Source organism: Paractinoplanes ovalisporus (assembly GCF_016834655.1).
In the GTDB taxonomy this organism is placed as follows: domain Bacteria; phylum Actinomycetota; class Actinomycetes; order Mycobacteriales; family Micromonosporaceae; genus Actinoplanes; species Actinoplanes ovalisporus.
Map to the genome: position 1 here is coordinate 13,668 of NZ_JAENHP010000005.1, position 25,482 is coordinate 39,149.

The 25,482-nt window shown below is 71.8% G+C and carries 24 protein-coding genes and 1 pseudogene; 14 read left to right on the forward strand and 11 right to left on the reverse strand.

Going from position 1 to position 25,482, the window contains the following annotated elements; translation table 11 throughout:
* Positions 1-15: 15 nt before the first annotated feature.
* Positions 16-2,163: a heavy metal translocating P-type ATPase gene (locus JIG36_RS17965; protein WP_203377487.1), complete on the forward strand. Its 2,148-nt coding sequence runs from the start codon at positions 16-18 to the stop codon at positions 2,161-2,163.
* 291 nt (positions 2,164-2,454) lie between these two features.
* Here the strand turns inward: JIG36_RS17965 and JIG36_RS17970 are convergent, their stop codons facing one another.
* The 4 genes from JIG36_RS17970 to JIG36_RS17985 all read right to left on the reverse strand — a co-directional run bounded on the left by JIG36_RS17970 (position 2,455) and on the right by JIG36_RS17985 (position 5,905).
* Complete coding sequence (locus JIG36_RS17970) at positions 2,455-3,159, reverse strand: TetR/AcrR family transcriptional regulator (protein WP_203377488.1); 705 nt, start codon at positions 3,157-3,159, stop codon at positions 2,455-2,457.
* Positions 3,140-3,616: a thiol-disulfide oxidoreductase DCC family protein gene (locus JIG36_RS17975; protein ID WP_203377489.1), complete on the reverse strand. Its 477-nt coding sequence runs from the start codon at positions 3,614-3,616 to the stop codon at positions 3,140-3,142. Before JIG36_RS17975 ends, JIG36_RS17970 begins: the two co-directional genes overlap by 20 nt.
* Positions 3,613-4,044 (reverse strand): hypothetical protein, encoded by a 432-nt coding sequence (locus JIG36_RS17980; RefSeq protein ID WP_203377490.1) that lies wholly within the window; start codon positions 4,042-4,044, stop codon positions 3,613-3,615. The genes JIG36_RS17975 and JIG36_RS17980 overlap by 4 nt, the downstream gene beginning before the upstream one ends.
* A 424-nt stretch (positions 4,045-4,468) precedes the next feature.
* The gene (locus JIG36_RS17985; protein ID WP_203377846.1) at positions 4,469-5,905 is read right to left on the reverse strand and encodes a glycoside hydrolase family 3 N-terminal domain-containing protein; all 1,437 of its coding nucleotides are present in this window, start codon (positions 5,903-5,905) and stop codon (positions 4,469-4,471) included.
* 129 nt (positions 5,906-6,034) lie between these two features.
* Here JIG36_RS17985 and JIG36_RS17990 point away from each other — a divergent pair, with 129 nt between their 5' ends.
* Genes JIG36_RS17990 through JIG36_RS18000 form a run of 3 tightly spaced genes read left to right on the forward strand, consistent with a single transcriptional unit; the run spans position 6,035 to position 8,954 of the window.
* Positions 6,035-7,225, forward strand: a complete 1,191-nt coding sequence (locus tag JIG36_RS17990) for an ROK family transcriptional regulator (protein ID WP_203377491.1) — start codon at positions 6,035-6,037, stop codon at positions 7,223-7,225.
* Between the two features lie 32 nt (positions 7,226-7,257).
* Positions 7,258-8,055 (forward strand): ABC transporter ATP-binding protein, encoded by a 798-nt coding sequence (locus JIG36_RS17995; protein WP_203377492.1) that lies wholly within the window; start codon positions 7,258-7,260, stop codon positions 8,053-8,055.
* Positions 8,056-8,060: 5 nt separating this feature from the next.
* A complete protein-coding gene (locus JIG36_RS18000; protein ID WP_203377493.1) occupies positions 8,061-8,954 on the forward strand; it encodes a ribokinase in 894 nt (297 codons plus the stop codon).
* Here the strand turns inward: JIG36_RS18000 and JIG36_RS54065 are convergent.
* The 4 genes from JIG36_RS54065 to JIG36_RS18020 all read right to left on the reverse strand — a co-directional run bounded on the left by JIG36_RS54065 (position 8,951) and on the right by JIG36_RS18020 (position 11,265).
* Positions 8,951-9,838: a methyl-accepting chemotaxis protein gene (locus tag JIG36_RS54065; RefSeq protein WP_203377494.1), complete on the reverse strand. Its 888-nt coding sequence runs from the start codon at positions 9,836-9,838 to the stop codon at positions 8,951-8,953. The two genes, JIG36_RS18000 and JIG36_RS54065, sit on opposite strands and share 4 nt — an antisense overlap.
* Positions 9,835-10,371: a PAS domain-containing protein gene (locus JIG36_RS18010; protein WP_203377495.1), complete on the reverse strand. Its 537-nt coding sequence runs from the start codon at positions 10,369-10,371 to the stop codon at positions 9,835-9,837. The genes JIG36_RS54065 and JIG36_RS18010 overlap by 4 nt, the downstream gene beginning before the upstream one ends.
* A 68-nt stretch (positions 10,372-10,439) precedes the next feature.
* Positions 10,440-10,793 (reverse strand): DoxX family protein, encoded by a 354-nt coding sequence (locus JIG36_RS18015; RefSeq protein ID WP_203377496.1) that lies wholly within the window; start codon positions 10,791-10,793, stop codon positions 10,440-10,442.
* Positions 10,794-10,803: 10 nt separating this feature from the next.
* A complete protein-coding gene (locus JIG36_RS18020; RefSeq protein WP_203377497.1) occupies positions 10,804-11,265 on the reverse strand; it encodes a DUF6232 family protein in 462 nt (153 codons plus the stop codon).
* A 56-nt stretch (positions 11,266-11,321) separates the two neighbouring features.
* Here JIG36_RS18020 and JIG36_RS18025 point away from each other — a divergent pair, with 56 nt between their 5' ends.
* The 4 genes from JIG36_RS18025 to JIG36_RS18040 all read left to right on the forward strand — a co-directional run bounded on the left by JIG36_RS18025 (position 11,322) and on the right by JIG36_RS18040 (position 16,101).
* Positions 11,322-12,095, forward strand: a complete 774-nt coding sequence (locus JIG36_RS18025) for an enoyl-CoA hydratase/isomerase family protein (RefSeq protein WP_203377498.1) — start codon at positions 11,322-11,324, stop codon at positions 12,093-12,095.
* Between the two features lie 40 nt (positions 12,096-12,135).
* Entirely contained in the window at positions 12,136-12,729 is a 594-nt protein-coding gene (locus JIG36_RS18030) for a hypothetical protein (protein WP_203377499.1), read from the forward strand.
* Between the two features lie 26 nt (positions 12,730-12,755).
* Positions 12,756-14,417 carry an Hsp70 family protein gene (locus JIG36_RS18035; protein WP_203377500.1) on the forward strand — a complete coding sequence of 554 codons (1,662 nt, stop codon included), beginning with the start codon at positions 12,756-12,758 and terminating at the stop codon, positions 14,415-14,417.
* A gap of 61 nt (positions 14,418-14,478) precedes the next feature.
* Positions 14,479-16,101 (forward strand): acetolactate synthase, encoded by a 1,623-nt coding sequence (locus JIG36_RS18040; protein WP_203377501.1) that lies wholly within the window; start codon positions 14,479-14,481, stop codon positions 16,099-16,101.
* Position 16,102: 1 nt separating this feature from the next.
* Here the strand turns inward: JIG36_RS18040 and JIG36_RS18045 are convergent, their stop codons facing one another.
* The 3 genes from JIG36_RS18045 to JIG36_RS18055 are packed head-to-tail and all read right to left on the reverse strand — an operon-like array spanning position 16,103 to position 17,180.
* Positions 16,103-16,447 (reverse strand): PLDc N-terminal domain-containing protein, encoded by a 345-nt coding sequence (locus JIG36_RS18045; protein WP_203377502.1) that lies wholly within the window; start codon positions 16,445-16,447, stop codon positions 16,103-16,105.
* Positions 16,448-16,485: 38 nt separating this feature from the next.
* On the reverse strand, positions 16,486-16,803 hold the full coding sequence (locus tag JIG36_RS18050; protein WP_203377503.1) for a DUF202 domain-containing protein: 318 nt from the start codon (positions 16,801-16,803) through the stop codon (positions 16,486-16,488).
* On the reverse strand, positions 16,800-17,180 hold the full coding sequence (locus JIG36_RS18055) for a YidH family protein (protein WP_203377504.1): 381 nt from the start codon (positions 17,178-17,180) through the stop codon (positions 16,800-16,802). The genes JIG36_RS18050 and JIG36_RS18055 overlap by 4 nt, the downstream gene beginning before the upstream one ends.
* A 379-nt stretch (positions 17,181-17,559) precedes the next feature.
* On the opposite strand from JIG36_RS18055, the gene JIG36_RS18060 reads away from it, so the two are divergent.
* The 6 genes and pseudogenes from JIG36_RS18060 to ligA form a co-directional block, all read left to right on the forward strand.
* Entirely contained in the window at positions 17,560-18,336 is a 777-nt protein-coding gene (locus JIG36_RS18060) for an electron transfer flavoprotein subunit beta/FixA family protein (protein WP_203377505.1), read from the forward strand.
* A gap of 12 nt (positions 18,337-18,348) precedes the next feature.
* Complete coding sequence (locus JIG36_RS18065; protein ID WP_203377506.1) at positions 18,349-19,281, forward strand: electron transfer flavoprotein subunit alpha/FixB family protein; 933 nt, start codon at positions 18,349-18,351, stop codon at positions 19,279-19,281.
* Positions 19,282-19,354: 73 nt separating this feature from the next.
* A complete protein-coding gene (locus JIG36_RS18070; protein ID WP_203377507.1) occupies positions 19,355-20,539 on the forward strand; it encodes a cysteine desulfurase family protein in 1,185 nt (394 codons plus the stop codon).
* Between the two features lie 10 nt (positions 20,540-20,549).
* Entirely contained in the window at positions 20,550-21,641 is a 1,092-nt protein-coding gene (gene mnmA / locus JIG36_RS18075; protein ID WP_203377508.1) for a tRNA 2-thiouridine(34) synthase MnmA, read from the forward strand.
* A complete protein-coding gene (locus JIG36_RS18080; RefSeq protein WP_203377509.1) occupies positions 21,634-22,650 on the forward strand; it encodes a uroporphyrinogen decarboxylase/cobalamine-independent methonine synthase family protein in 1,017 nt (338 codons plus the stop codon). The genes mnmA and JIG36_RS18080 overlap by 8 nt, the downstream gene beginning before the upstream one ends.
* Before the next feature lie 218 nt (positions 22,651-22,868).
* A pseudogene (gene ligA, locus JIG36_RS18085) lies at positions 22,869-25,388 on the forward strand (NAD-dependent DNA ligase LigA); the annotation flags it as partial.
* Positions 25,389-25,482: the final 94 nt, after the last annotated feature.

Here is a 25,482-nt window from a genome sequence, read left to right on the forward strand (position 1 = left end):
GTATAGGGTAGTGGCATGGAGCGGGTGATTGAGCTCGAGATCGGCGGGATGACGTGCGCCGCGTGCGCCAACCGCATCGAGAAGAAGCTGAATCGGATGGATGGCGTCACCGCGACGGTCAACTACGCGACCGAGAAGGCGCGCGCGACCGTGCCCGCCTCGCTCGATGCGGCCGACCTGATCGCCGTGGTCGAGAAGACCGGCTACACCGCGGCCGAGCCGCAGCCCGTTGAGGCGGCCGAACCGGCGGTCGCGAGGGACACGCTGCGCGACCGGCTGGTGATCTCGGCTGCGCTGAGTGTTCCGGTCATCGTGCTCGCGATGGTTCCGGCCTGGCAGTTCGACTACTGGCAGTGGTTGTCGCTCACCCTGGCCGCCCCGGTTGTGGTGTACGGCGGCTGGCCGTTCCACCGGTCCGCGGCCGTCAATCTGCGGCACGGCGCGGCCAGCATGGACACGCTCGTCTCGATGGGCACGCTGGCGGCGTTCGCCTGGTCGGTCTGGGCGCTGTTCCTGGGCGACGCCGGCATGCCGGGCATGTCCCACCCGTTCTCGCTCACCGCGCGGGAGGGCGACGCGATCTATCTCGAAGCGGCCGCCGGTGTGACGACGTTCCTGCTGGCCGGGCGCTATCTGGAGGCGCGGGCCAAGCGGCATGCGGGCGACGCCCTGCGGGCCCTGCTCTCGCTCGGCGCCAAGAACGTCACGATCCTCGAGAACGGCCAGGAGCGGGTCGTCCCGGCCGCCGATCTCACGGTGGGTGCGCTTTTCCTCGTACGGCCGGGGGAGAAGGTCGCCACCGACGGCGTGGTCGAGGAGGGGTCGTCGGCCCTCGACGTCAGCCTGCTGACCGGTGAGTCGGTTCCGGTCGAGGTGCGCGCGGGCGACCCGGTGACCGGCGCGACGATCAACGCGGGCGGCCGGCTGGTGGTGCGGGCGACCCGGGTCGGCGCCGACACCCAGCTGGCCCAGATGGCCCGCCTGGTCGAGGAGGCGCAGAACGGCAAGGCGGCCGTGCAGCGGCTGGCCGACCGGATCTCGGGCGTGTTCGTGCCGGTGGTGATCGCGCTGGCGGTTGGGACGCTCGGCTACTGGCTGGGCACCGGCCGGGGCGCGACGGCCGCCTTCACCGCCGCGGTGGCCGTGCTGATCATCGCCTGCCCGTGCGCGCTGGGCCTGGCCACGCCGACCGCGCTGCTGGTCGGCACGGGTCGCGGCGCCCAGATGGGGATCCTCATCCGCGGGGTCGAAGCCCTGGAGTCGACCCGGCGCGTGGACACGATCGTCCTCGACAAGACGGGCACGGTCACGACCGGGCGGATGTCGGTGGCCTCCGTTGCGGGCGATGAGCCCGGCGAGGTGTTGCGGCTGGCGGGAGCGGTCGAGGCCGCCTCGGAGCACCCGATCGGGCGGGCCATCACCGAGAAGGCGCGTGACGCCGGGCCGCTGCCGGGGGTCACCGGATTCCACGCGACGGCCGGGGTGGGCGTACGGGGAAAGGTTGAAGGTCGTGAGATCGCGGTGGCCGCCGGAAAGCCCGCGGGCTCGGGGGATGAGGCGGCCACATGGGTCGAGGTCACCGCGGACGGGGAACCCCTCGGGTGGGTCGCGCTGGCTGACGCCGTCCGGCCGACGAGTGCCGCCGCCGTGGCCGGGATGCGCCGGCTGGGGCTGACGCCGATGCTGGTCACGGGTGATTCGCCGGCCGTAGCGTCGGCGGTGGCGGCCGAGGTCGGGATCACCGAGGTCGAGGCCGGGGTGCTGCCCTCGGGCAAGGTCGACGTAGTGAAGCAGCTGCAGGCCCAGGGACGCTCGGTGGCCATGGTCGGCGACGGCGTGAACGACGCGGCCGCGCTGGCCCAGGCCGATCTCGGGCTGGCGATGGGCGCGGGCACCGACGTGGCCATCCAGGCGTCGGACCTCACCCTCGTACGGGGGGATCTGACCGCCGCCGTGGATGCCGTGCGGCTGTCCCGGCGCACCCTGGGCATCATCCGCGGCAATCTGTTCTGGGCGTTCGCCTACAACGTCGCCGGTCTTCCGTTGGCCGCCGCCGGCCTGCTCAACCCCATGATCGCTGGTGCCGCGATGGCGTTCAGCTCGGTGTTCGTGGTGCTGAACAGCCTGCGCTTGCGAGGGTTCAAGCCGGTGGAGACAGCGTGAGCCGGGTCGCGGCGGATTGCTCCCGAAATCCACATGCCGCGCCCGGCTCACCGTCTGCGTCGCGATGACTCGATCTGGTCCCGAAGGCCGAGTCGATTCGCGACGTCCCCAGACCCACCTGCGGACATAACGCTACGTGCCGGCGGGCGGACGCCGGAAGCATCCCGTACGCGAAATGGCCGTTCGGACAACACGGATCGGGCGACAGATCCGGATATCTCTGGACAGCAGGGTTTAAAGTCCTTTTGTCAGTTACTCACCGTGAAGACGGCCATGCGTTACCGAGGGTGATCAGTCGTCTTTACGGACCGTTTCGATCAGGGCCAGCACCTGGCGCAGGGCCGGTCGCAGCACGCGCAGCCGGGAGAGCGAGACCAGCCGGTCGATCAGCGGGACCGCGCCGTCGATCAGGCGCCGTGTGCGCCGCTGGCCGGGCGAATTGTCGTAAACCCAGAAGAGGATCACGCCCATCCAGCCCAGCCAGAGCAGCTCCGGCAGCTCCTTGCGCAGCTCGGGGTCGAGCTTGGCGTTGGAGCCCTCGACCACGTCCCGGAAGATCGCGATGGCGGCCTCGCGCGCCGGCGACGACTGGCTCGAGAACGGGCTGAGCGGCGAGGTCGGCTCGGCCGCCGTCTTGAAGAAGGTGGCGGCGAACGAGTGGTACGGCTCGTTTACGTCGATGCCCGCGTGCAGCACCCCCCGCAGCCGGGGCGCCAGTTCCTTCTCCGCCGCCAGCACCTCCTGGGCGGCGGCCCGGTGGGCGACCTGGTTCCGGTCGTAGAACCCCTGGATCAGGTGTTCCTTGGAGTCGAAGTAGTAGTACGCGTTGCCGACCGCGACCCCGGCCTCCTTGGCGATCGCGCGCATGGTCGTCTCGGCGTATCCCCGCTCGCGGAACAGCCGCAGCGCCGTCTCGAGGATCAGCTGACGCGTCTGCTCGCCCCGCGCCCGCCGGGGTTTGTCCGCGGGGTCCGGTTCAGCGGCAGCGGTCGTCACACCCGTCACCGTAGTACCCCACCTCCGTGCCCACCGCGTCGAACACCTGCGTTCGCGTACGCTCCCGGACCGCCGACGCCGCCGCGATGAACCGCTTCGCCGCGCCCGAGCCCATCCGCTCCGAGAGGCCCCGGTAATCGGCGAGGGCCCAGAGGCAGGCCGCCCACGCTCCCTCGCCGGTGTAGACCGAGCCCTCGTTCCCGATGACGGTCACGTCCCGGAGCGTGGCCTGATGGTCGAGCCCCGGGAACCGCCGCCGGGCCTCGTCCGATCCGGCCGGCACAAATTCCAGCGGTACGAGCTGGGCCCGCCCCTGGAGCCACATGCGCGCGGTCCGGCAGATCGGGCAGCCCGCGTCGTAGAGGACGGTGAACCGCTCGATCCGCCGGCCGCCAGGCGCGGCGGGGAGGGCCCGGCCGCCCCCTCGTTCGGCCGGGCCCGTGCTCGGTGTTGTCATGCCCGGGCCGGCGGGGCCTGGGGCGGCATCGGCGGGTGCATCGGCAGGCGGCCGGCCGGGGGCAGCGGCGGGACGGCCTGCTGCTGGCGGAGACGGCCCCGGCGGTAGCGGCCGAGGAAGAACACGTTGAGGAAGTGCAGAACCCCCAGCACGAGCAGCACCAGGCCGACCTTGCTCGACAGCGTCTCCAGGGCCTCGCTGGTGTCGGTGATCGTCTGGCCCGACCGCATGGTGACGGTCACGTAGCCGAGGTTCAGCAGGTAGAACCCCATGACCAGCAGCTGGTTGATCGCCTTGGCCAGCCGCTCGTCGTCGAACACGTCAACCAGGAAGACCAGGCCGTTGCGCGAGAGCGTGGTGGCGACCCAGATCGTCAGGCCGACGCTCACGAGCAGGTAGACCAGGTACATCCAGACCTTCGGGTCCATCGCGGACCGCCTTTCTCGAACATGTTCAACTTTGCGTCCACAGACTAAGCCCGTGACTTGAACATGTTCAAGTGATGTGACGCGTGAGTCATCCGCGCCGGTGTGCGGTGTCGTTGGGGCGGCAGTGCGGCACCAGGTGGATGCGGCGCCGGCCGGGCATGCGGCGCGGTCGGCATCGTGAAACCGGCGCCTCAAACGCAAAGGCGCGGCGCAGGAGCGATCCCTGCGCCGCGCGCGTCGTCCACAGCCCGGACGTTGTCCACAACCCCGCTCGCCCGGGACTCCGAAGATCGCCCAAACGCGGGACAATTCCGCCGAGGCGGTGAGCCCCCTGGGAGGGCGGGGACTGTGTCTACTACCAGTAACCCCTCGATGATCAGCTGGTGATCGGCTGACGGGTCCTGGCCTACTTCGAGATCGGCAGCTACAGCGCGGCCAGGCCCAGCGCCTCGGCGGCGGCCCGCCCATTGGCCAGGCTCGCGCCATGTGTGGTCACAAAGGCCCGCGCCCGCGTCGGCCGCCACGTCGACGGCCAGCCCATCTCGACCACGCCCACCGTGTGCGCCGCCGCCAGCTGCTCGATCAGCGCGCGGTGCGACTCCCGGCGGTGGCTGTGCCGGCCCACCACCACGATCGGCCTCGAGCCCGCGTGCGCCGTCAACTGGGCCGCCGACGCCGAGTCGGCCACGACCTCCAGCTGCTCCACACCGTTCAGGTGCGGCGCCAGGCCCCACGGCACCCGGCCCTCGGCGATCGAGTAACCCGACGCCAGCTGCACCACCAGCGGCGAACCCAGCTCGGTCAGCGAACCCTCGACCCGCACCGCCCGGCGGGCCGCGGCGTAACCGAGGTCGTCGGCGACGGACAATGCCGTACGCGGGGAGGCCGTCCACGACGCCATCGCGGTATTGCGGGTGACCGCCTCCTCCAGGCGCGCGGCCGGCACGCCCTCGACGATCGCGGCGACGACGGCCTCGACCAGCTCGTGGTCGACCTCGGCGCCGATGCAGAGCAGGTCGGCGCCGGCCGCGAGGGCCCGGACCGCCGCCTGCGGGATGCCACCGGCGGCGGCCGCGGCGCCCGCCATCTCCAGGGCGTCCGTGACGATCACGCCGTCGAAGCCGAGCGTCGAGCGCAGCAGGTCCTGCAGGGCGACCCGGCTGAAGGTGGCCGGGTCATCGCCGGTCAGCACCGGCACGCGGATGTGGGCCGACATCACCGCCCGGGCCGCGCCGGCCACCGCGGCGAACGGGGGCAGGTCGCGGGTCTCGAGGATCTCGCGGCTGACGTCGACCGTCGGCAGGGACAGGTGCGAGTCGGTGACCGTCGCGCCGTGGCCGGGGAAGTGTTTGGCGCAGGCCGCCACGCCCACCGACTGCAGGCCTTCGACGGCGGCCCGCGCGTGCCGGGCCACCAGCAGCGGGTCGGCGCCGAAGGAGCGGGTGCCGATGATCGGGTTGTCGTCGGCCGTGTTCACGTCGACGGTGGGGGCCAGGTCGAGGTTGACGCCGGCGGCCACCAGGTCGGCGCCGATCGCCGCGTACACCGCCCGGGTGAGTTCCTCGTCGTCGACCGCGCCGAGGGCCGCGTTGCCCGGATAGGGGCTTCCGGTGCGGTGCGCGAGGCGGGTGACATCGCCACCTTCTTCGTCGATCGCGATCAGCGCGTCGGGGCGTCCTTCGCGCAGCCGGGCGGTCAGCGCGGCCACCTGGGCCGGGTCCGCGACGTTGGTGCCGAAGAGGGTGTGGCCTGCCAATCCTTCGCCCAGGAGGGTGACCGCCCAGTCGGGAGCGTTCCCACCCTTGAAGGCCGCCAGCAGGGTGCCGAGGGCGAGGCGGCGGAGTGCGGGGTCGATCGCCATGATGTCCTTCCGGTGACGCAAGTCTGGTCTGTACACCCCGCGAGCTGCCATGATCGCTCGGTGTCGGCCCCGATTACGGGGCGCAGCTAATCTAATAGGAAACTATCCTAAAAAGTAGAGGATCCTGCCATGGCCTCCACCCGCCTTCCGGGCACGCCCCGGCTGCTGCGCGCGCTCAACGACCGCGCGGCGCTGGAACTGCTGCTCAACCGCGGTCCGCTCACCCGGGCCCAGCTCGGCGAGATGACCGGTCTGAGCAAGGTCACCGCGTCCCAGCTGGTGGAGCGTCTCGAGCAGCGCGGTCTCGTGCGCCGGGTCGGCGAGCAGGCCGGCGGCCGCGGTCCCAATGCCCAGCTGTACGCGGTGACACCCGGCAGCGCGCATGTCATCGGCGTCGACGTGGGCCCCGATCGGGTGGTCGCGGCCTGCGCCGACATCACCGGCTCGATCATCGGCCGGGTCGAGCGGTCCACCAAGGACACCGACGACCCGGTCGGCGTGGTGCACGACGCCGTGGTGCAGGCCGCGACCGACGCCGGCACCGACATGACCTCCGTACGCCGGGTCGTGCTGGGCACCCCGGGTCTGGTCGACCCCGGGAGCGGCGAGATCTCGTTCGCCTGGGACCTGCCCCGCTGGCACCGCGGCCTGCTCGACGACCTGCGCCGCGACCTGAGCACGACGGTGGTCTTCGGCAACGACGTCAACATGGCCGCCGTGGCCGAGTCGACCACCGGCGCGGCCGCGGGCGTCAAGGACTTCGTGCTGATCTGGGCCGGCCGTGGCGTCGGTCTGGCCAGCGTCATCGACGGCCGCCTGCACCAGGGCAGCACGGGCGCGGCGGGCGAGATCGGCTTCCTGCCGGTGGCCGGCGCCGAGGTGCCCCGGCATCTGGGCCGCAAGGCGACCAAGGGCGGCGTGCGGGGCGCATTCCAGAGCATCGCCGGCGCCGACGCGGTCAAGGCGATCGGCAAGAAGTACGGCTTCCGGGGCGTGGAGGCGGCCGACGTGGTGCGCGACGCCGTCGAGGCCGGACCGGCCGGTGAGCCGGTGCTCGACGAGCTGGCCGGCCGGCTCGCGCTCGGCGTGGCCGCGACCTGCGTGGTCCTCGACCCGCCGCTGGTCGTGCTGGCCGGCGAGGTGTCCCAGGCCGGTGGCCCGGCGCTGGCCGCGCGGGTCGAGAACGAGGTGGCGTCGATCACCCTGGTCAACCCCAAAGTGGTGATCACCGGGGTCGAGGCCGAGCCCGTCCTGCACGGCGCTCTGCACACCGCGCTCGGCGCCGTACGCGATGAGGTGTTCGGTTCGACCACCGCCTGAGACGACCGCGGCGTGCGTGGTTGGATGGACGCGTGCGAGAGCCCGACGAAGACACCGTCATTGCCTTCGACCAGGTCAGTGTGATCCGGGGCGGAAATCATCTGGTCCGCGGCTTGACCTGGCAGGTCGAGCTGGACGAGCGGTGGGTGATCCTGGGTCCGAACGGCGCCGGCAAGACCACGGCGCTCAACCTCGCCTCGGGCCGGCTGCACCCGTCGCGCGGCGCGGCGTGGGTGCTCGGCGAGCGCCTCGGCCGCACCGACATCAACGAGCTGCGCACCCGCATCGGCCTGGCCACCGGCCAGTTCGCCGAGAGTGTGCCGCCGAGCGAGCGGGTGCTCGACGTCGTGGTCACGGCCGCCTGGTCGGTGGTCGGCCGCTGGCGCGAGCAGTACGACCCGCAGGACGAGGCCCGCGCCCGCCAGTTGCTCGATCAGCTCGGCATGGGCACGCTGGCCGAGCGCGAGTTCGGCACGCTCTCCGAGGGCGAGCGCAAGCGCACCCTGATCGCCCGGTCGCTGATGACCGACCCCGAGCTGATGCTGCTCGACGAGCCGGGCGCCGGCCTCGACCTGGGCGGCCGTGAAGACCTCATCGCCCGGCTCACCGAGCTCGCCCTCGACCCCGACTCGCCGGCCATGGTGCTGGTCACGCATCACGTCGAGGAGATCCCGCCCGGCTTCACCCACGGCCTGCTGCTGCGCGAGGGCACGATCGTCGCGGCCGGGCTGCTGGGCGAGGTGATGACCGCCGACAACCTGAGCAAGACGTTCGGGCTGCCGCTGGTCGTCGACCGGTTCGGCGACCGGTACGCGGCGCGGGCGGCCTGACCGGCATGGCCCCGCGGATCGTGGTCGCCGGCAGCGCCAACATGGACCTGGTCGGGCTGGCGCCGCGCCTGCCCCGGCCGGGCGAGACCGTGCTCGGCGACGACTTCCTGATGATGCCCGGCGGCAAGGGCGCCAACCAGGCGATCGCCGCGACCCGGGCCGGGGGCCACACCGTGTTCCTGGGCGCGATCGGCTCCGACGCGTTCGGGGTCAACCTGAACGCCCGGCTCAACGGCGCCGGCGTCGACATGCAGCACGTCCGCACCAGCTACGGCGCGTCCGGGGTCGCGGTCATCATGGTCGACCACCAGGGGGAAAATTCGATCCTGGTCGCGCCGGGCGCCAACAACACGTTCGTCGGGCTGACCGCGGCCGAGGAGTCCGCCATCGCCGCCGGTGACGTGCTGCTCTGCCAGCAGGAGATCCCGGTCGAGACCGTGGTCGCGGCGGCCCGCGCGGCCCGCAACGGCGGCACCCGGATGATCCTGAACGCGGCGCCCGCCCGCGCGCTGCCCGAGGAACTGCTGGCCACCATCGACCTGCTGGTCGTCAACGAGGTCGAGGCGCTGGCCGTGACCGGGGGCGACCAGATCGACGTACCGGGCCTGCTCGCCCTGGTGCCCCGGGTGGTGCTGACCCTGGGCGGCGGGGGCTCGCGATATGCCGACCGCGAGGGGCGTGACGAGGCCGTGCCCGCGTTCCACGTCGAGGTCACCGACACCACGGCGGCCGGCGACGCGTTCACCGGGGCGCTCGCCGTGGCCTGGGGCGAGGGCCGTGACCTGGTCGAGGCGGTGCACTGGGCCAATGCGGCCGGAGCGGCCTGCGTACGCCGGATGGGCGCCTCGAACGCACTGCCCACGCGTGCGGAGATCGACGAGGTCTTCCAGGCCGGCTAGGAAGCGCGGGCCGTCGTCACGAACCGGCTCACCTCGGAACGCAGCACCTCGGCCAGCTGGGACAACCCGGCCGTTCCGGGTGCGCCGCCGCCGTCGACCGCGATGGCGATGCCGTTCACCAGCCCGCTCATCTCGCGGATGCTGTTGGTCACCGTCTCCAGCACGGCCACCGCGTCCAGCGCCACTTCCTGCACGGTGTTGACCTGACCCAGGATCTCGGCACTGGACGAACCCGTCTCGGTGGCCAGCGTCTTGACCTCATCGGCGACGACGCTGAAGCCGAGTCCCGCCTCCCCGGCGCGGGCCGACTCGATCGTCGCGTTGAGCGCGAGCATCCGGGTCTGCTTCGCCACCTGGTTGATCAGATCCACCGCCGTACGGATCTCGTCCGACGCGCTCCGCAGCGAGGTGACCGTGGTCAGTCCCCGCTCGGCCTCGGACACCGCCTCGCGGGCGAAGTCGGCCAGCCCGTTCGCCGAGGCCCCCATCTCGGTCGCCGCCGTGGCCACCTGTTCCGAGACGGTCAGCACGGCCGATTCGAGCTCGTCGGCCAGCGCGACCCGGGCGGTGGCGGCCGCGGCCACCTGGTCGGCGCTGACGCTCATGGCCCGGAAGGACGAGGACATCTCGCCGGCGGCGTCCCGGAAGGCGCCCTGCAGACCGCGGGTGAGGATGCGCCGGTGGAAACGGCCCTCGGCGGCCGCGGCCGAGGCGGCGCCGGCTTCGCGCAGGAACGCGTCGCTCGTGTCGAGCAGGCTGTTCAGGGCGGACCGGGCGGCCACGGCCTCGGGCGAGTCGCCGATCGAGGGCAGGCGCGCCTCGAGGTCCCCGGCGGCGGCCCGGCGGCAGACATCGGTGATCAGCGCCAGGACGTCGCCGGTCACGCCCCCGCTCCGTTGGTCAGGCCCCAGACGTATTCGTCGTAGGTCTGGTCACCGAGCTCGTCGGCGAGCGCCTGTGTGCCCGCCTCGACCGCGGCCGGTGTGGACGGCTGTCGTTGCTCCGCGGCCCGGATCCGGTCGTAGAGGCGGCGCACCTCGGCCACCGCGGCGGGCTGGGGCAGCCGCCGGTTGGAGTGGTAGCCGACGACCCGGCCGTCGGCCGACAGTGACGGCGTGACGTGGGCGAAGACCCAGTAGTGGGCGCCGTCGGCGGCCAGGTTCAGCACGTACGCGAAGATCTCCTCGCGCCGGCCGAGCGTGTCCCACAGCAGTTTGAACACCGCCCGCGGCATGTCCGGGTGCCGGATCACGTTGTGCGGCAGTCCGACCGCCTCCGGTTCGGTGAGCGCCGAGGTGCGCAGAAAGACCTCATTGGCGTACGTGATGATGCCCCGCGGATCGGTCTTGGTGACGATGATCTCGTCCGGCCCGAAGGTGCGTTCCACACCGGTCGGACGCGCCTGAGTCGCTTTCATGATCTTTGAATGGTCACCGACGAGCGGCGGGCGTACCCCGGGTTTCGCCGAAAAGCCGGACCGGCCGGTCAGCGGGCGACGCGGCGGGCCCAGAGCACGAGCGGAACCTGCAGCGGCAGCCGTCCGAAGGCGATCGCACGCCGGGCCGGGGAGGCGTTGCGCCAGTCCACGGCCATCTTGACGTTGGCCGGGAAGACGCCGACGAACAGTCCCGCGGCGGCGATTCCCCCGAGCTTGCGCGTGCGGGGGTGGGCGATCGCGGCCGCCACGGCGAGCTCGGCCGCGCCGCTCAGGTAGGTCCACGTGCGTGGTTTGCCGGGCAACGAGCGCGGCACGATCGAGTCGAACGGGCGGGGCACGGCGAAGTGCAGCAGCCCGGTGGTGGCGAGCAACGAGGCGAGGGCGACCGCGTCCTTCTTCATCCGGCGGATCCTACCGGCGGGTAGCCGGCTCCAGCGCGCGCTGCAGGGCCCGGTAGATGCGGCCGAACCGGGCGGCGTCGGGCGTGCTCAGCAGCAGCACGTCACCGGCGGCGGTGCGGGCCCAGATCTCGCGGACCCGGCTGCCGCGGTCGTACGACCGGTCGACCCGTTCGAGCAGCACGTCGGCCAGCGGCGCGGTGGCCAGGCCGACCAGCACGCCACCGCCGGCCAGCGCGATCGTGGTGGCGGTGGAGGCGTCGATGACCAGGGCGACCGCGACCGCGAGCAGGCCCACGACGATCGGGGTGAGGATGGCCAGGCCGACCGCGCCCCGGCCGGCGATCGTGCTCCACCGGCGCCGCCCACTCGCGTGCCACACCTGGAGCAGTTCCTCCAGGCGCAGATCGCGTCCGTTCATCCGGACGCCGGTGGAGGTGATCCACACGTCCGGATCCCGGTAGTAGGTAGTCATCTTCATGAGGGTTACCCGTCGTAGGCTGACCTGAACCAACACTCAGGGAGGCGTGCGTGGGCGAGTTCGTGACGTTGGAGACTACCGACGGCATCGGCACGATCCGGTTGGATCGTCCCCCGATGAACGCTCTCAACACCCAGCTTCAGGAAGAGCTGCGGGCGGCCGCGCATTCCGCCTCCGCGGACGACCAGGTCAAGGCCGTCATCGTGTACGGCGGTGAGAAGGTCTTCGCCGCGGGCGCCGACATCACCGAGTTCACCAAGGTCGGCTACCCCGAGATGGCCGTCCGGGCGGCCGCGCTGTCGAGCGCGTTCGACGCCGTGGCCCGCATCCCCAAGCCGGTCGTGGCCGCGATCACCGGTTACTCCCTGGGCGGCGGCTGCGAGCTGGCACTGGCCTGCGACTGGCGGGTGGTGGCGGACGACGCCAAGCTCGGGCAGCCCGAGATCAAACTCGGCATCATCCCCGGCGCCGGCGGCACCCAGCGGCTGGCCCGGCTGATCGGTCCGGCCCGGGCCAAAGATCTGATCTTCTCGGGCCGCATGGTCGACGCCGAGGAGGCGCTGCGCATCGGGCTGGCCGACCGGGTCGCCCCGGCGAGCGAGGTGCTGTCGACGGCCGTCGCGCTCGTTCAGCCGTACGTGTCCGGTCCGTCCCTGGCCCTGCGGGCCGCGAAGCTGGCGGTCGACGGCGGGCTGAACACCGACCTGGCCTCCGGCCTGGCCCTGGAGTCCCAGCTCTTCGCCGGTCTGTTCGCCACCGAGGACCGCGTCGAGGGCACCACGGCGTTCATCGAGAAGCGTAAACCTACATTTACAGGGCGTTAGCTCTCGACCACATCGATCGCTTGCCATAAAGTCCGACACTGTGGAACCGGTTCCGGTCACGCGCAGGGTGCGCCGCACCGTGCGCATGGCCGTCGCTCTGGTGGTCGGTCAGGCGATGCTCTGTGCGCTGATCGGCTGGCTGACCCTCGGCCGCCACCGGTCCGAGCCCTCACGCCCGCCCGGTTCGGCGGTGGTCGACCAGCTCGCGGCGCCACCCCTGACCGGCCCGGTTCCGGCCGCCTCGCGCAGCGCGATCTCGTCGACGGCGCAGACCCGCAAGCCCGCCCCGGCCCGCCCGTCGCCCCGCCGCTCGACGGCCGACGCCGTTCCGCGGCCGGTGGTTCCCGAGCCCGACCGGCCCGAGCCGATCTCGGCGCCACCGGAAGATCCCCCGGTGGTGCCGACTCCGCCGACTCCGCCGACTCCGCCCGCCCCGTCGCCGCCCCGAACTTCGCCGCCCGACCAGCTCACGCCCAGCCCACAAACCACGCCGAGCCCGTCGGGCGCGGTGCAGGAGCCGGTCCGCGTGGGGGACGAATGCGATCCTGTGGGCTCTTTTGGGCGAACCGCCGAGGGGGAGCTCGTGCGTTGTGTGCGCGACTGGCGTCACGGCCCCCGCTGGAAGATCGTGTGACGGCGGGGACCCCCTAGACTCAGGGGATGGCCATCGACCAAGGTGAGCCGAAAAGGCATGCCCTCGGCGTGGACTTCGGCACCTCGAACACCGTCGCGGTGGCGCGCTGGCCCGACGGTCGCGCGCGCCCGATCCTGGTCGACGGCTCGCCGCTGCTGCCCTCCGCGGTCTACGCCGAGCCCGGCGGCAGCCTCGTGGTCGGCCGCGACGCGGTGCACAGCGCCCGGCTCGACCCGGTGCGCTTCGAGCCCAACCCCAAACGCCGCATCGACGACGGCCTGGTGCTGCTGGGTGAACAGGAATACCCGGTCGTCGACCTGATCGCCGGCGTGCTGGCCCGGGTCGCCGAGGAGTGGCACCGCGCGGTCGGCCCGGTGCTGCCCGACACCACGCTGACCTGCCCGGCCACCTGGGGCGCGACCCGCCGCTCGCTGCTGGCCGACGCCGCCGCCCGGGCCGGGCTCACCAACGCCCGCCTGGTCGCCGAGCCGGTCGCCGCCGCGACCTACTTCGCCGAGGTGCTGGGCCGGGACGTGCCGATCGGCTCGGTCGTGGTGGTGCACGACTTCGGCGCCGGCACGTTCGACGCCAGCGTGGTCGCCCGCACCGCCTCCGGCTTCGAGGTCATGGCGGTCGACGGCCGCGACGACATCGGCGGCCTCGACATCGACGCCGCCATCGTCGAACATCTGCGCACCAGCGAGTGGGAGCGGCTGCTCGAGCCGACCACGGCCCAGGAGAGGCGCGCCCAGCGGCAGCTGTGGGAAGAGGTGCGGATCGCCAAGGAGCGCCTGTCCCGCACCCAGTCGGCCGACTTCGTGGTGCCGCTGCTCGACACCGAGGTGCACCTCACCCGCGACGAGCTCGAGAAGCTGGCCCGGCCGGTGCTGGAACAGACCGTCCGCGTCACCAAGGGCCTGCTCGACTGGGCCGACCTGCCCGAGGGCCGCCTGGCCGGGGTCTTCCTGGTCGGCGGGGCGAGCCGCATCCCGCTGGTGGCCACGCTGCTGCACCGCGAGCTGGGCGAGGCGCCGGTGGTGATCGAGCAGCCCGAGCTGGTGGTGGCCGAGGGCAGCATCCTGGCCGACGCGGCGATGCTGGCGACCGGGGCGGCCGCGCCGGGCCTGACCTCCGAGCTGCGGCTGGTCTCGACCGGGCGGGCGGAGACGGCCACCGTGCGGGTCGTGGCCGCCCACGTGAAGGTGCCGGGCACGACCGGTCTGCAGCCCGCGGTCGACCCGTGGCCCGACGCCGACCACGGCTGGGTGCCCGACCCGCACGCGACCGTGCCGACGCCCAAGCCGAAGTTCGAGACCCCGATCTCGACGCCGCCGACCTCGTCCCCGCCGGTCTCCTCGGCCTCGCCGCCGCACGGCATCGCTCAAGCCTCGCCTCCGCACGGCATGGCCCCGGTCGGCCCGGCCCGCCCGATCTCGTCCCGGCCGGTCTCGCCGCCCCGCCCGCCGATCTCGCGCCCGCGCCCGCAGCCCCAGGTCTCGCAGGCCGTACGCCGGACGAAGAAGCGCAGCGGCTTCCTGCGGGCGGTGCAGGTGCTGTTCAGCGTCCTGATCATGATCGTGGTGCCGTTGGGGGCGCTCCTGGTGGCGTACGGCTATGGAAACGGCGAGTCGCTCACGGTCGACGCGGAAAACCTGATCCGGGATATCCGAAACCTTCTCGGTTTCTGAGGTGACTCACGGGTAACGTGCCTACACCGGCGACGAGGCTGAGGCTGAGGGGGCTACGGGTATGGCAGAAGTGATCGAGGGGCACGGCGGCGAACTGGCGCTGGCCGCGGCGCGGGCGTTCGGGGTGAACGAGATGTTCACGCTGTCGGGCGGGCACGTGTTCCCGCTCTACGACGCCGCGCACAAGACCGACTTCCCGATCTACGACGTACGCCACGAGCAGACCGCGGTCTTCGCGGCCGAGGCGGTCGCCAAGTTGCAGCGGCGTCCCGGCCTCGCGGTGCTCACCGCCGGCCCCGGTGTCACCAACGGCATCTCCGGCCTGACCAGCGCGTTCTTCAACGCCTCACCGGTGCTCGTGCTGGGCGGCCGGGCGCCCGCGTTCCGCTGGGGCTCGGGCAGCCTGCAGGAGTTCGACCACGTGCCGCTGATCGCCCCGATCACCAAGTACGCGGCCACGGTCGGCGACACCGACTCGATCGCCGGCGAGGTCCGGGCCGCCCTGACCGAGGCGCTCACCGCCCACCGCGGCCCGGCCTTCCTCGACATCCCGCTCGAGGTCGTCTTCTCCAGCGGCGAGGCGGCGGCCCCCGGTGAGCCGGCCGTGCCGGTGATCGAGGCCGACCCCGACGAGGTCGCCCGGGCGGCGTCGCTGCTGGCCACGGCCCAGCGCCCGGTGATCATCGCCGGGTCCGACGTGTGGGGCGGCAACGCGATCGCCGAGCTGCGGGCGGCTGCCGAGGCGTTGCAGGTGCCGGTCTTCACCAACGGCATGGGCCGGGGCGCGCTCCCGCCGTCGCACCCGCTCGCCTTCGCCAAGGCCCGCCGCCCCGCGCTCAACGAGGCCGACGTGGTCTGCGTGATCGGCACCCCGCTCGACTTCCGGCTCGGGTTCGGCGAGTTCGCGGCGGCCCAGGTCGTGCACATCGTCGACGCGCCCACTCAACGGGCCACCCACGTCGAACCGGCCGTCTCACCCGCCGGTGACCTGCGGCGCATCCTGGCCGCGATCGCCGACCACACGGGCGACCGCACCGACCACGCGGAGTGGATCTCGGGGCTGCGCTCGGCCGAGGACGCCGGCAAGGCGCGCGACGCCGAGGCGATGACGGCCGAGACCGACCTGATCAAGCCGGCCCGCATCTATGGCGAGCTGCGCAAGGTGCTGGCGCCCGACGCGGTCACCATCGGGGACGGGGGCGACTTCGTCTCGTACGCGGGAAGGTTCTTGGAGCCCTCGCAGCCCGGCACCTGGCTCGACCCGGGTCCGTACGGGTGTCTCGGCACCGGAATGGGTTATGCGATGGGGGCCCGGGTCACCTATCCCGACCGCCAGATCTGCGTGCTGATGGGCGACGGGGCCGCCGGCTTCTCCCTGATGGACGCCGAGTCCCTGGTCCGGCAGGGGCTTCCGGTCGTCATGGTGGTCGGCAACAACGGCATCTGGGGTCTCGAGAAGCACCCCATGCAGGCCATGTACGGCTACGACGTCGCGGCCGACCTGCAGCCCGGCCTGCGCTACGACGACGTGGTCAAGGCGCTGGGCGGCGCGGGCGAGACGGTCGAGAAGGCGGCGGAGATCGGCCCGGCCCTCGAACGTGCCTTTGCCGCCGGGGTGCCCTATCTGGTCAACGTGCTGACCGACCCCGGCGACGCCTACCCTCGCTCCTCGAACCTGGCCTGACCTACGGCTTGTCCTCTTCGCGGTTGTTTAGTTCCTTTTCCCACTGGGCGAGCATTTCGCGGTCGCGGCGGGACTGATCGGTGTCGACCGATCGGAGGAAGTCGGGGTCGTCGTCGGGTGAGGCCGGCGCGGAACGCCGTCGCACGATCCCGCCCTCGACGGGGGCGGGCCGAGGACGACCCCATGCGAAGTACGCGAGCGGGCCCAGCAGGGGGATGAGAAGGATCACCAGCACCCACACCACGCGGGGAGCGTTGCGGACGCGAGAAGCCGAGAGGCAGCTGATCAACGCCAGCACGAAGAGCACCAGCTGCACGGCAGCCAAGAAGATGAACAACCGGACCATGAGGCAATGATGACGCGCCCTGGCGATTCCGGCGACGATCAGAGCATGACAACCAGACCCGCGAGCGCGGCGAGGGCTACCACGAGGAGCGCGTACGCCGTGATCGCGCGTCGTCCGGGGTGGGGCGGACGCCGTCGCAGAGCCCGGGCCCGGCGGTAGGCCAACGCGATCAGGAACGTCCAGCCGAGGCCGCTGAGCGCCGCCAGGATCCACTGCGCGGCGCCGGCGTCCGGGTGGAAGGCCGGGCGCAGGGCGAGCAGACCGACCACGGTGGCCGACAGGCCCGTCCGCCGCCAGGCGAGCCGGGTGCGCTCGGCCGAGGCGCCGTGATCCGGCGTCCACTCCTGCTCGGTCATCGTGGCGACTGCAGCAGCACCGCGACGATCAGCAGCAGCGCGCCCAGCGCCACGACGACGGCCAGGATCGCGGGGAACTTCGAGCCGGGCAGCTCCTCGCCCAGCCGCATGGCCCGCTCGGTGCGCGCCCAGTGGTCGACGGCCCGCAGCGCCACGATGCCGCCCAGCACGAGCAGCGACACCGCGATGATCTCGCGCAGATAGGCGATCGGCAGCGGCGGCAGGAACTGGGCGCAGCCGAGACCGCCGGCGACCAGCGCCAGGCCGGTGCGGATCCAGGCCAGGAACGTGCGCTCGTTGGCGAGCGAGAAACGGTAGTCCGGGGTGCGGCCGACCGTGGGTGTCTTTTCCGGGTCGATCCAGCTCCGCAGGCGCACCCGCTGATTATTGACCGGATGGGTCAAGAAGGCGCGACGGCGTCCAGAGGCTGCGGACTTGGTCACTCACGCAGGCCTCGCGGGGGCGCCCGCAGCGGCACCACGGGGAGTCGGGCGCCACACGGCCATGGGTGTCCAGCACCATCGCCGGGCCGCGTGGTAGACGATGTGAGGCGGACGGAAGCAACCCGTCGGCCAGCGGAGTGGTAAGGCCGGACATTTCGTACACCTCCCTGCACCGACTGTAGCCACTGAGCAGGCGGGACGGGTGAGGTGAGTCACTCTTCGTGGCCGACGACGCCTAAGCTACCGGCGGGTAACCTGTCGGGAGGCGTCCGGCCGCAACGGTGCGTTCACAACAGGAGGTCGTAGGAGCGCGATGAACATCGTCGTACTGGTCAAGCAGGTGCCCGACTCCGGTGCCGAGCGCACGCTGAGCGCTGATTTCTCGGTGGAACGCGCGTCGGCGAACAATGTCATCAACGAGATGGACGAGTACGCCATCGAGGAAGCCCTGAAGATCAAGGAGGCGCACGGCGGCGAGGTCACCATCCTCACGATGGGTCCCGCCGGTGCGACCGAGTCGATCCGCAAGGCGCTGTCGATGGGCCCCGACAAGGCCGTCCACGTCTCCGACGACGCGCTGCACGGCTCGTGCGCCGTCGCGACCTCCAAGGTGCTGGCCGAGGCGCTCAAGACGCTCAACGCCGACCTGATCATCGCCGGCGCCGAGTCGACCGACGGCCGGGTGCAGGTCATGCCGCACATGCTGGCCGAGCGCCTGGGCATCGCGGCGCTGACCGGCGCGCGCAAGCTCACCGTGGACGGCTCACAGCTGACCGCCGAGCGGCAGACCGACGAGGGCTACGAGGTCGTCACCGCGGCCACCCCGGCCGTCGTCAGCGTGTGGGACACCATCAACGAGCCGCGCTACCCCTCCTTCAAGGGCATCATGGCCGCCAAGAAGAAGCCGGTGCAGGCGCTCACCCTGGCCGACCTGGGCATCGACGCCTCCGAGGTCGGCTCGGCCGGCGCGACCAGCCAGGTGCTGGAGTTCGCGCCCCGCCCGCCGCGCTCGGCCGGCACCAAGGTCACCGACGAGGGCGACGGCGGCACGCAGCTGGTCTCGTACCTCGCCACCGAGAAGTTCGTCTGAGAGGGGTCGGTCATGGCTGAGGTTCTTGTTGTAGTCGAGTCCGGCGTCAAGAAGGTCACGCTCGAGATGCTGACCATCGCCCGCGGGCTGGGTTCGGTGTCGGCGGTCGTTTTCGGTGAGGCCGACACGGCGAAGCTGGGTGAGTACGGCGCCGAGAAGATCTACGTCGCTTCTGGTGACGATGTCGATGGTTATCTGGTCGCGCCCAAAGCGACCGTCGTCGCCGAGCTCGTGAAGTCGGTGTCGCCGGCCGCCGTGCTGCTGGCCTCGACCCAGGAGGGCAAGGAGATCGCCGGCCGGCTCGCCGTCAAGCTCGACAACGGTCTGCTCACCGACGCGGTCGAGCTGGCCGCCGACGGCACCGCCACGCAGGCCGTCTTCGCCGGCTCGGGCATCGTCAAGTCTAAGGTCACCAAGGGCCTGCCGATCGTGACGATCCGCCCCAACTCGGTGACCCCGTCGGCCCAGGCCGCGACGCCCGCCGTCGAGCAGCTGACGGTGGCCGTGAGCGACGCCGACAAGCTGACCAAGGTCGTCGAGCGGGTCGTCGAGCAGAAGGGCTCGCGCCCCGAGCTCTCCGAGGCCGGCATCGTCGTCTCCGGTGGCCGTGGCGTGGGCAACGCCGACAACTTCAAGCTGGTCGAAGAGCTGGCCGACCTGCTCGGCGGCGCGGTCGGCGCGTCCCGCGCGGCCGTCGACTCCGGCTTCTACCCGCACCAGTTCCAGGTCGGCCAGACCGGCAAGACGGTCTCCCCGCAGCTGTACGTGGCGCTGGGCATCTCCGGCGCGATCCAGCACCGGGCCGGCATGCAGACCTCGAAGACGATCGTCGCGGTCAACAAGGACCCCGAGGCGCCGATCTTCGAGCTCGCCGACTACGGCGTGGTGGGTGACCTGTTCAAGGTCGTGCCCCAGGCGGCCGACGAGATCCGCAAGCGTAAGTAAGTGAAGTAAGTATCGATCGACCGGCCCGGTGCTTAGCGCCGGGCCGTTCGCTGTCTGGAGCGAGGCATAAGCTTTGGCCGTGACGGCCTACTTGGATCACGCTGCGACCACGCCGATGCTCGACGAGGCGCTGGCGGCATATGTTGCGGCGGCCCGCGAGGTCGGCAATCCATCGTCCCTGCACGCGGCCGGACGCCGCGCCCGGCGGGTGGTCGAGGAGTCGCGCGAGCGCATCGCGGCCGCCCTCGGCGCCCGGCCCTCCGAAGTGATCTTCACCAGCGGCGGCACCGAGAGCGACAACCTGGCGGTCAAGGGCATCTTCTGGGCCCGCCGGGCGAGTTCGCTCAACCGCAGCCGCGTGGTCGCCTCGGCGGTCGAGCACCACGCCGTCATGGACACCGTCGAGTGGCTCGGCTCGCACGAGGGCGCGCAGGTCAGCTGGCTGCCGGTCGACGCGCACGGGCGGGTCGACCCCGATGCGCTGGCCGAGCTCCTGACGACGTACGGGGAAGAAATCGCCGTCATCAGCGTGCAGTGGGCCAACAACGAGGTCGGCACGATCCAGCCGGTGGCCGAGCTCGCGCGTCTCGCCGCCCGGGCCGGCGTTCCGTTCCACACCGACGCCGTGCAGGCCGTCGGGCAGGTGCGGGTCGACTTCACGGCCAGTGGTGCCGCCGCGATGACGCTCACCGGGCACAAGGTCGGCGGACCGGTCGGCGTGGGCGCGCTGCTGCTCGGCCGCGAGGTGGCCTGCACCCCGCTGCTGCACGGCGGCGGCCAGGAACGCGACGTGCGGTCGGGCACGCTCGACACGGCCGGAGTGGCGGCCTTCGCCACGGCGGTCGAGATCACAGTCAAGAGCCAGGCCGCGTACGCGGAAAGGGTCGGCGAGCTGCGGGACGAGCTCGTGCGCCGGGTCGTCGCGGCCGTGCCCGACGCCGTCCTCAACGGTGACCCGTCCGACCGGCTGGCCGGCAACGCGCACTTCAGCTTCCCCGGCTGCGAGGGCGACGCGTTGCTGCTGCTCCTCGACGCGCAGGGCGTCTGCTGCTCGACCGGCTCGGCCTGCTCGGCGGGTGTCGCCCAGCCCAGCCACGTGCTGCTCGCCATGGGCGCCGACGAAGACCGGGCCCGCTCCTCGCTGCGCTTCACGCTCGGGCACACCAGCACCATGACCGACGTCGACGAGCTGCTGGCCGCCCTGCCCGGGGCCGTCGAGCGCGCCCGCCGCGCCACCGCCTGGAAAACGCCCCGTTAGTCTTGTGACCATGCGAGTTCTTGCGGCCATGTCGGGCGGGGTCGATTCCGCCGTCGCCGCCGCGCGCGCCCACGCCGCCGGCCACGACGTCACCGGGGTGCACCTGGCGCTTGCGCGAAACCCCCAGACCTACCGGACCGGCGCGCGCGGCTGCTGCACGCTGGAAGACTCCCGTGACGCCCGCCGCGCCGCCGACGTGATCGGCATCCCGTTCTACGTGTGGGACATGGCCGAGCAGTTCCACGCGAACGTGGTCGACGACTTCGTCGCCGAATACGCGGCCGGCCGCACCCCCAACCCGTGCCTGCGCTGCAACGAGAAGATCAAGTTCGAGGCGGTGCTCGACCGGGCCGTCGCGCTCGGCTTCGACGCCGTCGTGACCGGTCACCACGCACGCCTCGGGGCCGACGGACGGCTGCGCCGCAGTGTCGACGAGGGCAAGGACCAGTCGTACGTGCTGGCCGTGCTCACCCGGGCCCAGCTCGACCGCGCGGTCTTCCCGCTCGGCGACTCGACCAAGGCCCAGGTGCGCGAAGAGGCGGCCGAGCGGGGCCTGGCGGTGGCCGACAAGCCCGACTCGCACGACATCTGCTTCATCGCCGACGGCGACACCAAGGGCTTCCTGCAGCGGCAGCTGGGCTCCGCGCCGGGCGACATCGTCGACGGCCGCACCGGCGAGCGCCTCGGGAGCCACGACGGCGCTTACGCATACACGGTCGGCCAGCGCAAGGGCCTCGACCTGCGGGTCCCCGCCGCCGACGGCCGCCCGCGCTACGTCCTGTCGATCACGCCCGTGACCAACACGGTCACCGTCGGCCCGCGCGAAGACCTCGAGGTGAGCACCGTCACCGCCTCCAAGGTCATCTGGCACGGCGATTCGCCGGCGGTCGAGTGCGACGTGCAGCTGCGGGCCCACGGCGAGGTCTACCCGGCGACGGTCACGATCGACGGCGACACCCTGACCGCCCAGCTGGCGACGCCCGCCCGTGGGGTGGCGGCCGGTCAGGCCATCGTGGCCTACCAGCGCTCGGCCGAGGGCGACATCGTGCTGGGCTCGGCGACGATCACCGCGGCGGCGCCCCTGGCGGCCGCACGTGCCTGATTTTCCCTGGTCGCCGGGCTCGGCCACCGGGGTCGGGTCGCTGCCCGGCACCGACATCGCCGAGGCCCAGCGCATCGTCTTCGGCGAGCTGCCCGACCTGCCCCACCTGGCCGAACTGCCCGCCCGCGGCCCCGGCGCCGACATGATCGGCCGCAGCGCCGGCTTCCTGGTCGAACTGCCGGTCCAGCTCTACGCGGGCCGCTGGCAGGTCGCCCCGCGCCCCGGCAAAGACCTGCGGGTCACGGCCGACCTGCTCGAACGGGACCTCGACCAGCTCACCGAACAGGGCGAGACGTACGCCGGCCCCCTGAAGATCCAGTCGGCCGGCCCGTGGACCCTGGCCGCCTCGATCGACCTGCAGATCGGCGGCCGCCTGCTGCGCGACGCCGGCGCGGTCCGCGACCTGACCGACTCGCTGGCCGAGGGCCTGCGCCGGCACGTGGACGACGTCCGCAAGCGCCTGCCCCGCGCCGAGATCCTGTTGCAGCTCGACGAGCCGTCGTTGCCGGCGGTGCTGGCGGGCCGGGTGCCGACCGAGAGCGGCCTGGGTGCGTACCGTTCGGTCCCCGGCCCCGACGCCGCCTCGGCGCTGCGCACGGTGGTCGAGGCCGTGGGTGTGCCGGTGATCGCCCATTGCTGTGCCCCCTCCGTGCCGCTCCAGGTCTTCCGCGACGCGCGGGCGGCAGCAGTCGCTCTTGATCTGTCGCTGCTCAAGGATCTGGATCCGCTGGGGGAGGCGCTGGAGGCCGGGTTGGGTCTTTTCGCCGGGGCTGCTCCCTCGGTGCCGTCCCCGTCCCCGTCCCTGTCGTCGTCCGCCCGCCGGGTCGACGGCAAGTGGGTCGCCGAGCGGGTCTCGACGTTGTGGAAGCGGTTGGGGTTCCCGGCCGCGCAGTTGCCGCGCCAGGTGGTGATCACGCCGGCTTGCGGGTTGGCGGGGGCTTCGCCTGCTTACGTACGGGCGGTGCTGACCGCTTGCCGTGAGGCGGCGCGGCGGTTTTCCGAGGTTTGAGCTGGTTGTTCGGCCTTTGAGGCGGCGCCCGCCCGTTCTCGTGGCGTGGCGGCTCCCGGTCAGCTGGGCCCTGTTGGGGTTACCTAACGCATTACCCGCCCTACCAGGGGGCCTCCACCCTAGGCCCCATTGTTTCGTGGGATGGCGATCTTTGCGGGGTGGCCTGTGGACAACTTGGGAATGTGGACAACGCTCCGCAGGCGCGCCCAGCACGGAAAATGTCAGGGGTGGCGACTACCGTTCCACTCAGTTCTTCGAGCACGGAGGTTCCGGTGTCTGACCAGGCTGAGTCCGCTCCCGTCGAGCCCACTGACGCGCCCGGCGCGCCCACGGCTGAGCAGGAGGCCGCGGCCGGCAAAGATCCGACGCCCGAGGCGAGCGCCCGCCATGCCGAGCTGAGCGACGAGCTCCGCGGCCACCAATACCGCTACTACGTGCTCGATTCGCCCACCATCTCCGACGCCGAGTTCGACAAGCTGCTGCGTGAGCTCGAGGCGATCGAGAAGGAGTTCCCGGCGCTGCGCACGCCCGAGTCACCGACCCAGAATGTCGGCGGCACTTTCTCGACGCAGTTCACCCCGGTCGAGCACGCCGAGCGCATGATGTCGCTCGACAACGTCTTCGACGACGAGGAGCTCGAAGGCTGGGTCGACCGCACGCTGCGCGACGCGGGTGGGCCGGTCCAGTTCATCTGCGAGCTCAAGGTCGACGGTCTGGCGATCAACCTGACGTACGAGAAAGGTCGTCTCGTCCGTGGCGCCACGCGCGGCGACGGGCGTACGGGGGAAGACGTCACGCCCAACGTGCGCACGATCCGTGAGATCCCCGAGCGGCTGGCCGGCGACAACCCGCCCGACCTGCTCGAGGTGCGCGGCGAGATCTACTTCCCGGTGTCCGCGTTCGCCGACCTCAACGCGTCGCTGGTCGAGCAGGGCAAGGCGCCGTTCGCCAATCCACGCAACGCGGCCGCCGGCAGCCTGCGGCAGAAGGATCCCCGCATCACCGCCTCGCGCGGGCTGCGCATGGTGGTGCACGGCATCGGCGCCCGGGTCGGGTTCACGCCGACGTCGCAGTCGCATGCCTACGAGGCTCTGAAGGAGTGGGGGCTGCCGACGAGCGACCGGTGGAAGCTGGTCGACGACCTGGCGGGTGTCCGCGAATACATCGCCTACTACGGCGAGCACCGGCACGACGTCGAGCACGAGATCGACGGTGTCGTGATCAAGATCGATTCGGTGGCGCTGCAGGGCCGGCTCGGTTCGACCTCGCGGGCGCCGCGGTGGGCCATCGCGTTCAAATACCCGCCCGAGGAGGTCACGACCAAGCTCCTCGACATCGACGTGAACGTGGGCCGCACAGGCCGGGTGACGCCGTTCGCGGTGCTCGAGCCGGTGAAGGTGGCCGGGTCGACGGTCGCGTTGGCCACGCTGCACAACGCGCGTGAGGTCGAGCGCAAGGGCGTGTGGATCGGCGACACGATCGTGCTGCGCAAGGCGGGCGACGTGATCCCCGAGGTGCTGGGCCCGGTGATCGATCTGCGCCCCGACGACGCTCGTCAGTTCGTGATGCCGGCGAACTGCCCGGCCTGCGGCACCAAGCTGGCGCCGGCCAAAGAGAGCGACATCGACATCCGTTGCCCGAACACGCGGTCGTGCCCGGCGCAGCTTCGTGAGCGGGTGTTCCATCTGGCCGGGCGCGGTGGGTTCGACATCGAGGTGCTGGGTTACAAGGCCGGCCAGGCGCTGCTCGACTCCGGCGTGATCAGCGACGAGGGCGACCTGTTCTCGCTGACCGAGGAGCAGCTGCGGCAGTCGCCGTTCTTCGTCAACCAGGACGGCAGCCTGGGCAGCAACGCGGTGAAGCTGCTCGAAAATCTCGAACGGGCCAAGGACCGTCCGCTGTGGCGTGTGCTGGTGGCGTTGTCGATCCGGCACGTGGGTCCGACCGCGGCGCAGGCGTTGGCTCGCCAGTTCGGGTCGATGGAGGCCATTGAGGCGATCGTGGCCGCCACGCCGGGCAGCGTGGAAGAGGCCTCTGCGGTCTCGGCTGCCGCGCGCGATTCGTCGGTCGTCGCTGCGGCGGCCGGCACGCTTGCCGCCGCTGAGACTGCGCCCGCAGACGCCGACCACGCCGAGACCAGCGGCGACCGTCCCGACGGCGCCAAGGCTGACAGTGGCGCTGCGGCTGGCGGTGGTGCTGCGGGTGATGGCGGTGCTGCGGCTGGCGACGCGACCGGCGGCGATGACGCGAGCGACGGCGGTGCTGCGGCGGGGGATGAGGAGGACGGCTCGGGCAAGGCGAAGAAGGCCAAGGCCGAACCTGACGTGCTCGCGACCGTGGAGGGTGTCGGGCCGACGATCGCCGACAGTTTGCGCGAGTGGTTCGCTGTGGACTGGCACCGCGACATCGTGCGCAAGTGGCGTGAGGCCGGCGTCAAGATGGCCGACGAGCGGGTCGACGAGGGTCCGCGGCCGCTCGAAGGTCTCACGCTCGTCGTGACGGGAACGCTGTCGACGCATTCGCGCGATCAGGCCACCGAAGCCGTGACGTCGCGTGGGGGCAAGGTGAGCGGGTCGGTGTCGAAGAAGACCGCGTTCGTGGTGGTGGGCGACAACCCGGGCAGCAAGTACGACAAGGCGTTGTCGCTGAAGGTGCCGGTGCTCGATGAGGAGGGTTTCGCCGTCCTGCTCGCCGACGGCCCGGACGCCGCCCGCGAGGTCGCCGAGATCGGCTCCGACGGCTGACGGACGCGTCGGTTCCGAGGGCGCTGGGATCGGGTTCCGAGAGCTGACCGGCGCTTGAGCTGCTCCGAGGGCGCTGGGATCGGTTCCG

Excerpts from the sequence above, each read along its gene's own strand:
- JIG36_RS17985 (WP_203377846.1), bottom strand. The coding sequence starts at position 5,905 with ATGGCGATCGACCCCGCACTCCGCCGCCTCGCCCTCGGCACCCTGCTG.
- JIG36_RS18015 (WP_203377496.1), bottom strand. The coding sequence starts at position 10,793 with ATGAAGAAGGACGCGGTCGCCCTCGCCTCGTTGCTCGCCACCACCGGG.
- JIG36_RS17980 (WP_203377490.1), bottom strand. The coding sequence starts at position 4,044 with ATGGACCCGAAGGTCTGGATGTACCTGGTCTACCTGCTCGTGAGCGTC.
- JIG36_RS18060 (WP_203377505.1), top strand. The coding sequence starts at position 17,560 with ATGAACATCGTCGTACTGGTCAAGCAGGTGCCCGACTCCGGTGCCGAG.
- mnmA (WP_203377508.1), top strand. The coding sequence starts at position 20,550 with ATGCGAGTTCTTGCGGCCATGTCGGGCGGGGTCGATTCCGCCGTCGCC.
- JIG36_RS18050 (WP_203377503.1), bottom strand. The coding sequence starts at position 16,803 with ATGACCGAGCAGGAGTGGACGCCGGATCACGGCGCCTCGGCCGAGCGC.
- JIG36_RS18020 (WP_203377497.1), bottom strand. The coding sequence starts at position 11,265 with ATGACTACCTACTACCGGGATCCGGACGTGTGGATCACCTCCACCGGC.
- JIG36_RS17965 (WP_203377487.1), top strand. The coding sequence starts at position 16 with ATGGAGCGGGTGATTGAGCTCGAGATCGGCGGGATGACGTGCGCCGCG.
- JIG36_RS18065 (WP_203377506.1), top strand. The coding sequence starts at position 18,349 with ATGGCTGAGGTTCTTGTTGTAGTCGAGTCCGGCGTCAAGAAGGTCACG.
- JIG36_RS17990 (WP_203377491.1), top strand. The coding sequence starts at position 6,035 with ATGGCCTCCACCCGCCTTCCGGGCACGCCCCGGCTGCTGCGCGCGCTC.
- JIG36_RS18040 (WP_203377501.1), top strand. The coding sequence starts at position 14,479 with ATGGCAGAAGTGATCGAGGGGCACGGCGGCGAACTGGCGCTGGCCGCG.
- JIG36_RS18000 (WP_203377493.1), top strand. The coding sequence starts at position 8,061 with ATGGCCCCGCGGATCGTGGTCGCCGGCAGCGCCAACATGGACCTGGTC.
- JIG36_RS18045 (WP_203377502.1), bottom strand. The coding sequence starts at position 16,447 with ATGGTCCGGTTGTTCATCTTCTTGGCTGCCGTGCAGCTGGTGCTCTTC.
- JIG36_RS18035 (WP_203377500.1), top strand. The coding sequence starts at position 12,756 with ATGGCCATCGACCAAGGTGAGCCGAAAAGGCATGCCCTCGGCGTGGAC.
- JIG36_RS18010 (WP_203377495.1), bottom strand. The coding sequence starts at position 10,371 with ATGAAAGCGACTCAGGCGCGTCCGACCGGTGTGGAACGCACCTTCGGG.
- JIG36_RS17975 (WP_203377489.1), bottom strand. The coding sequence starts at position 3,616 with ATGACAACACCGAGCACGGGCCCGGCCGAACGAGGGGGCGGCCGGGCC.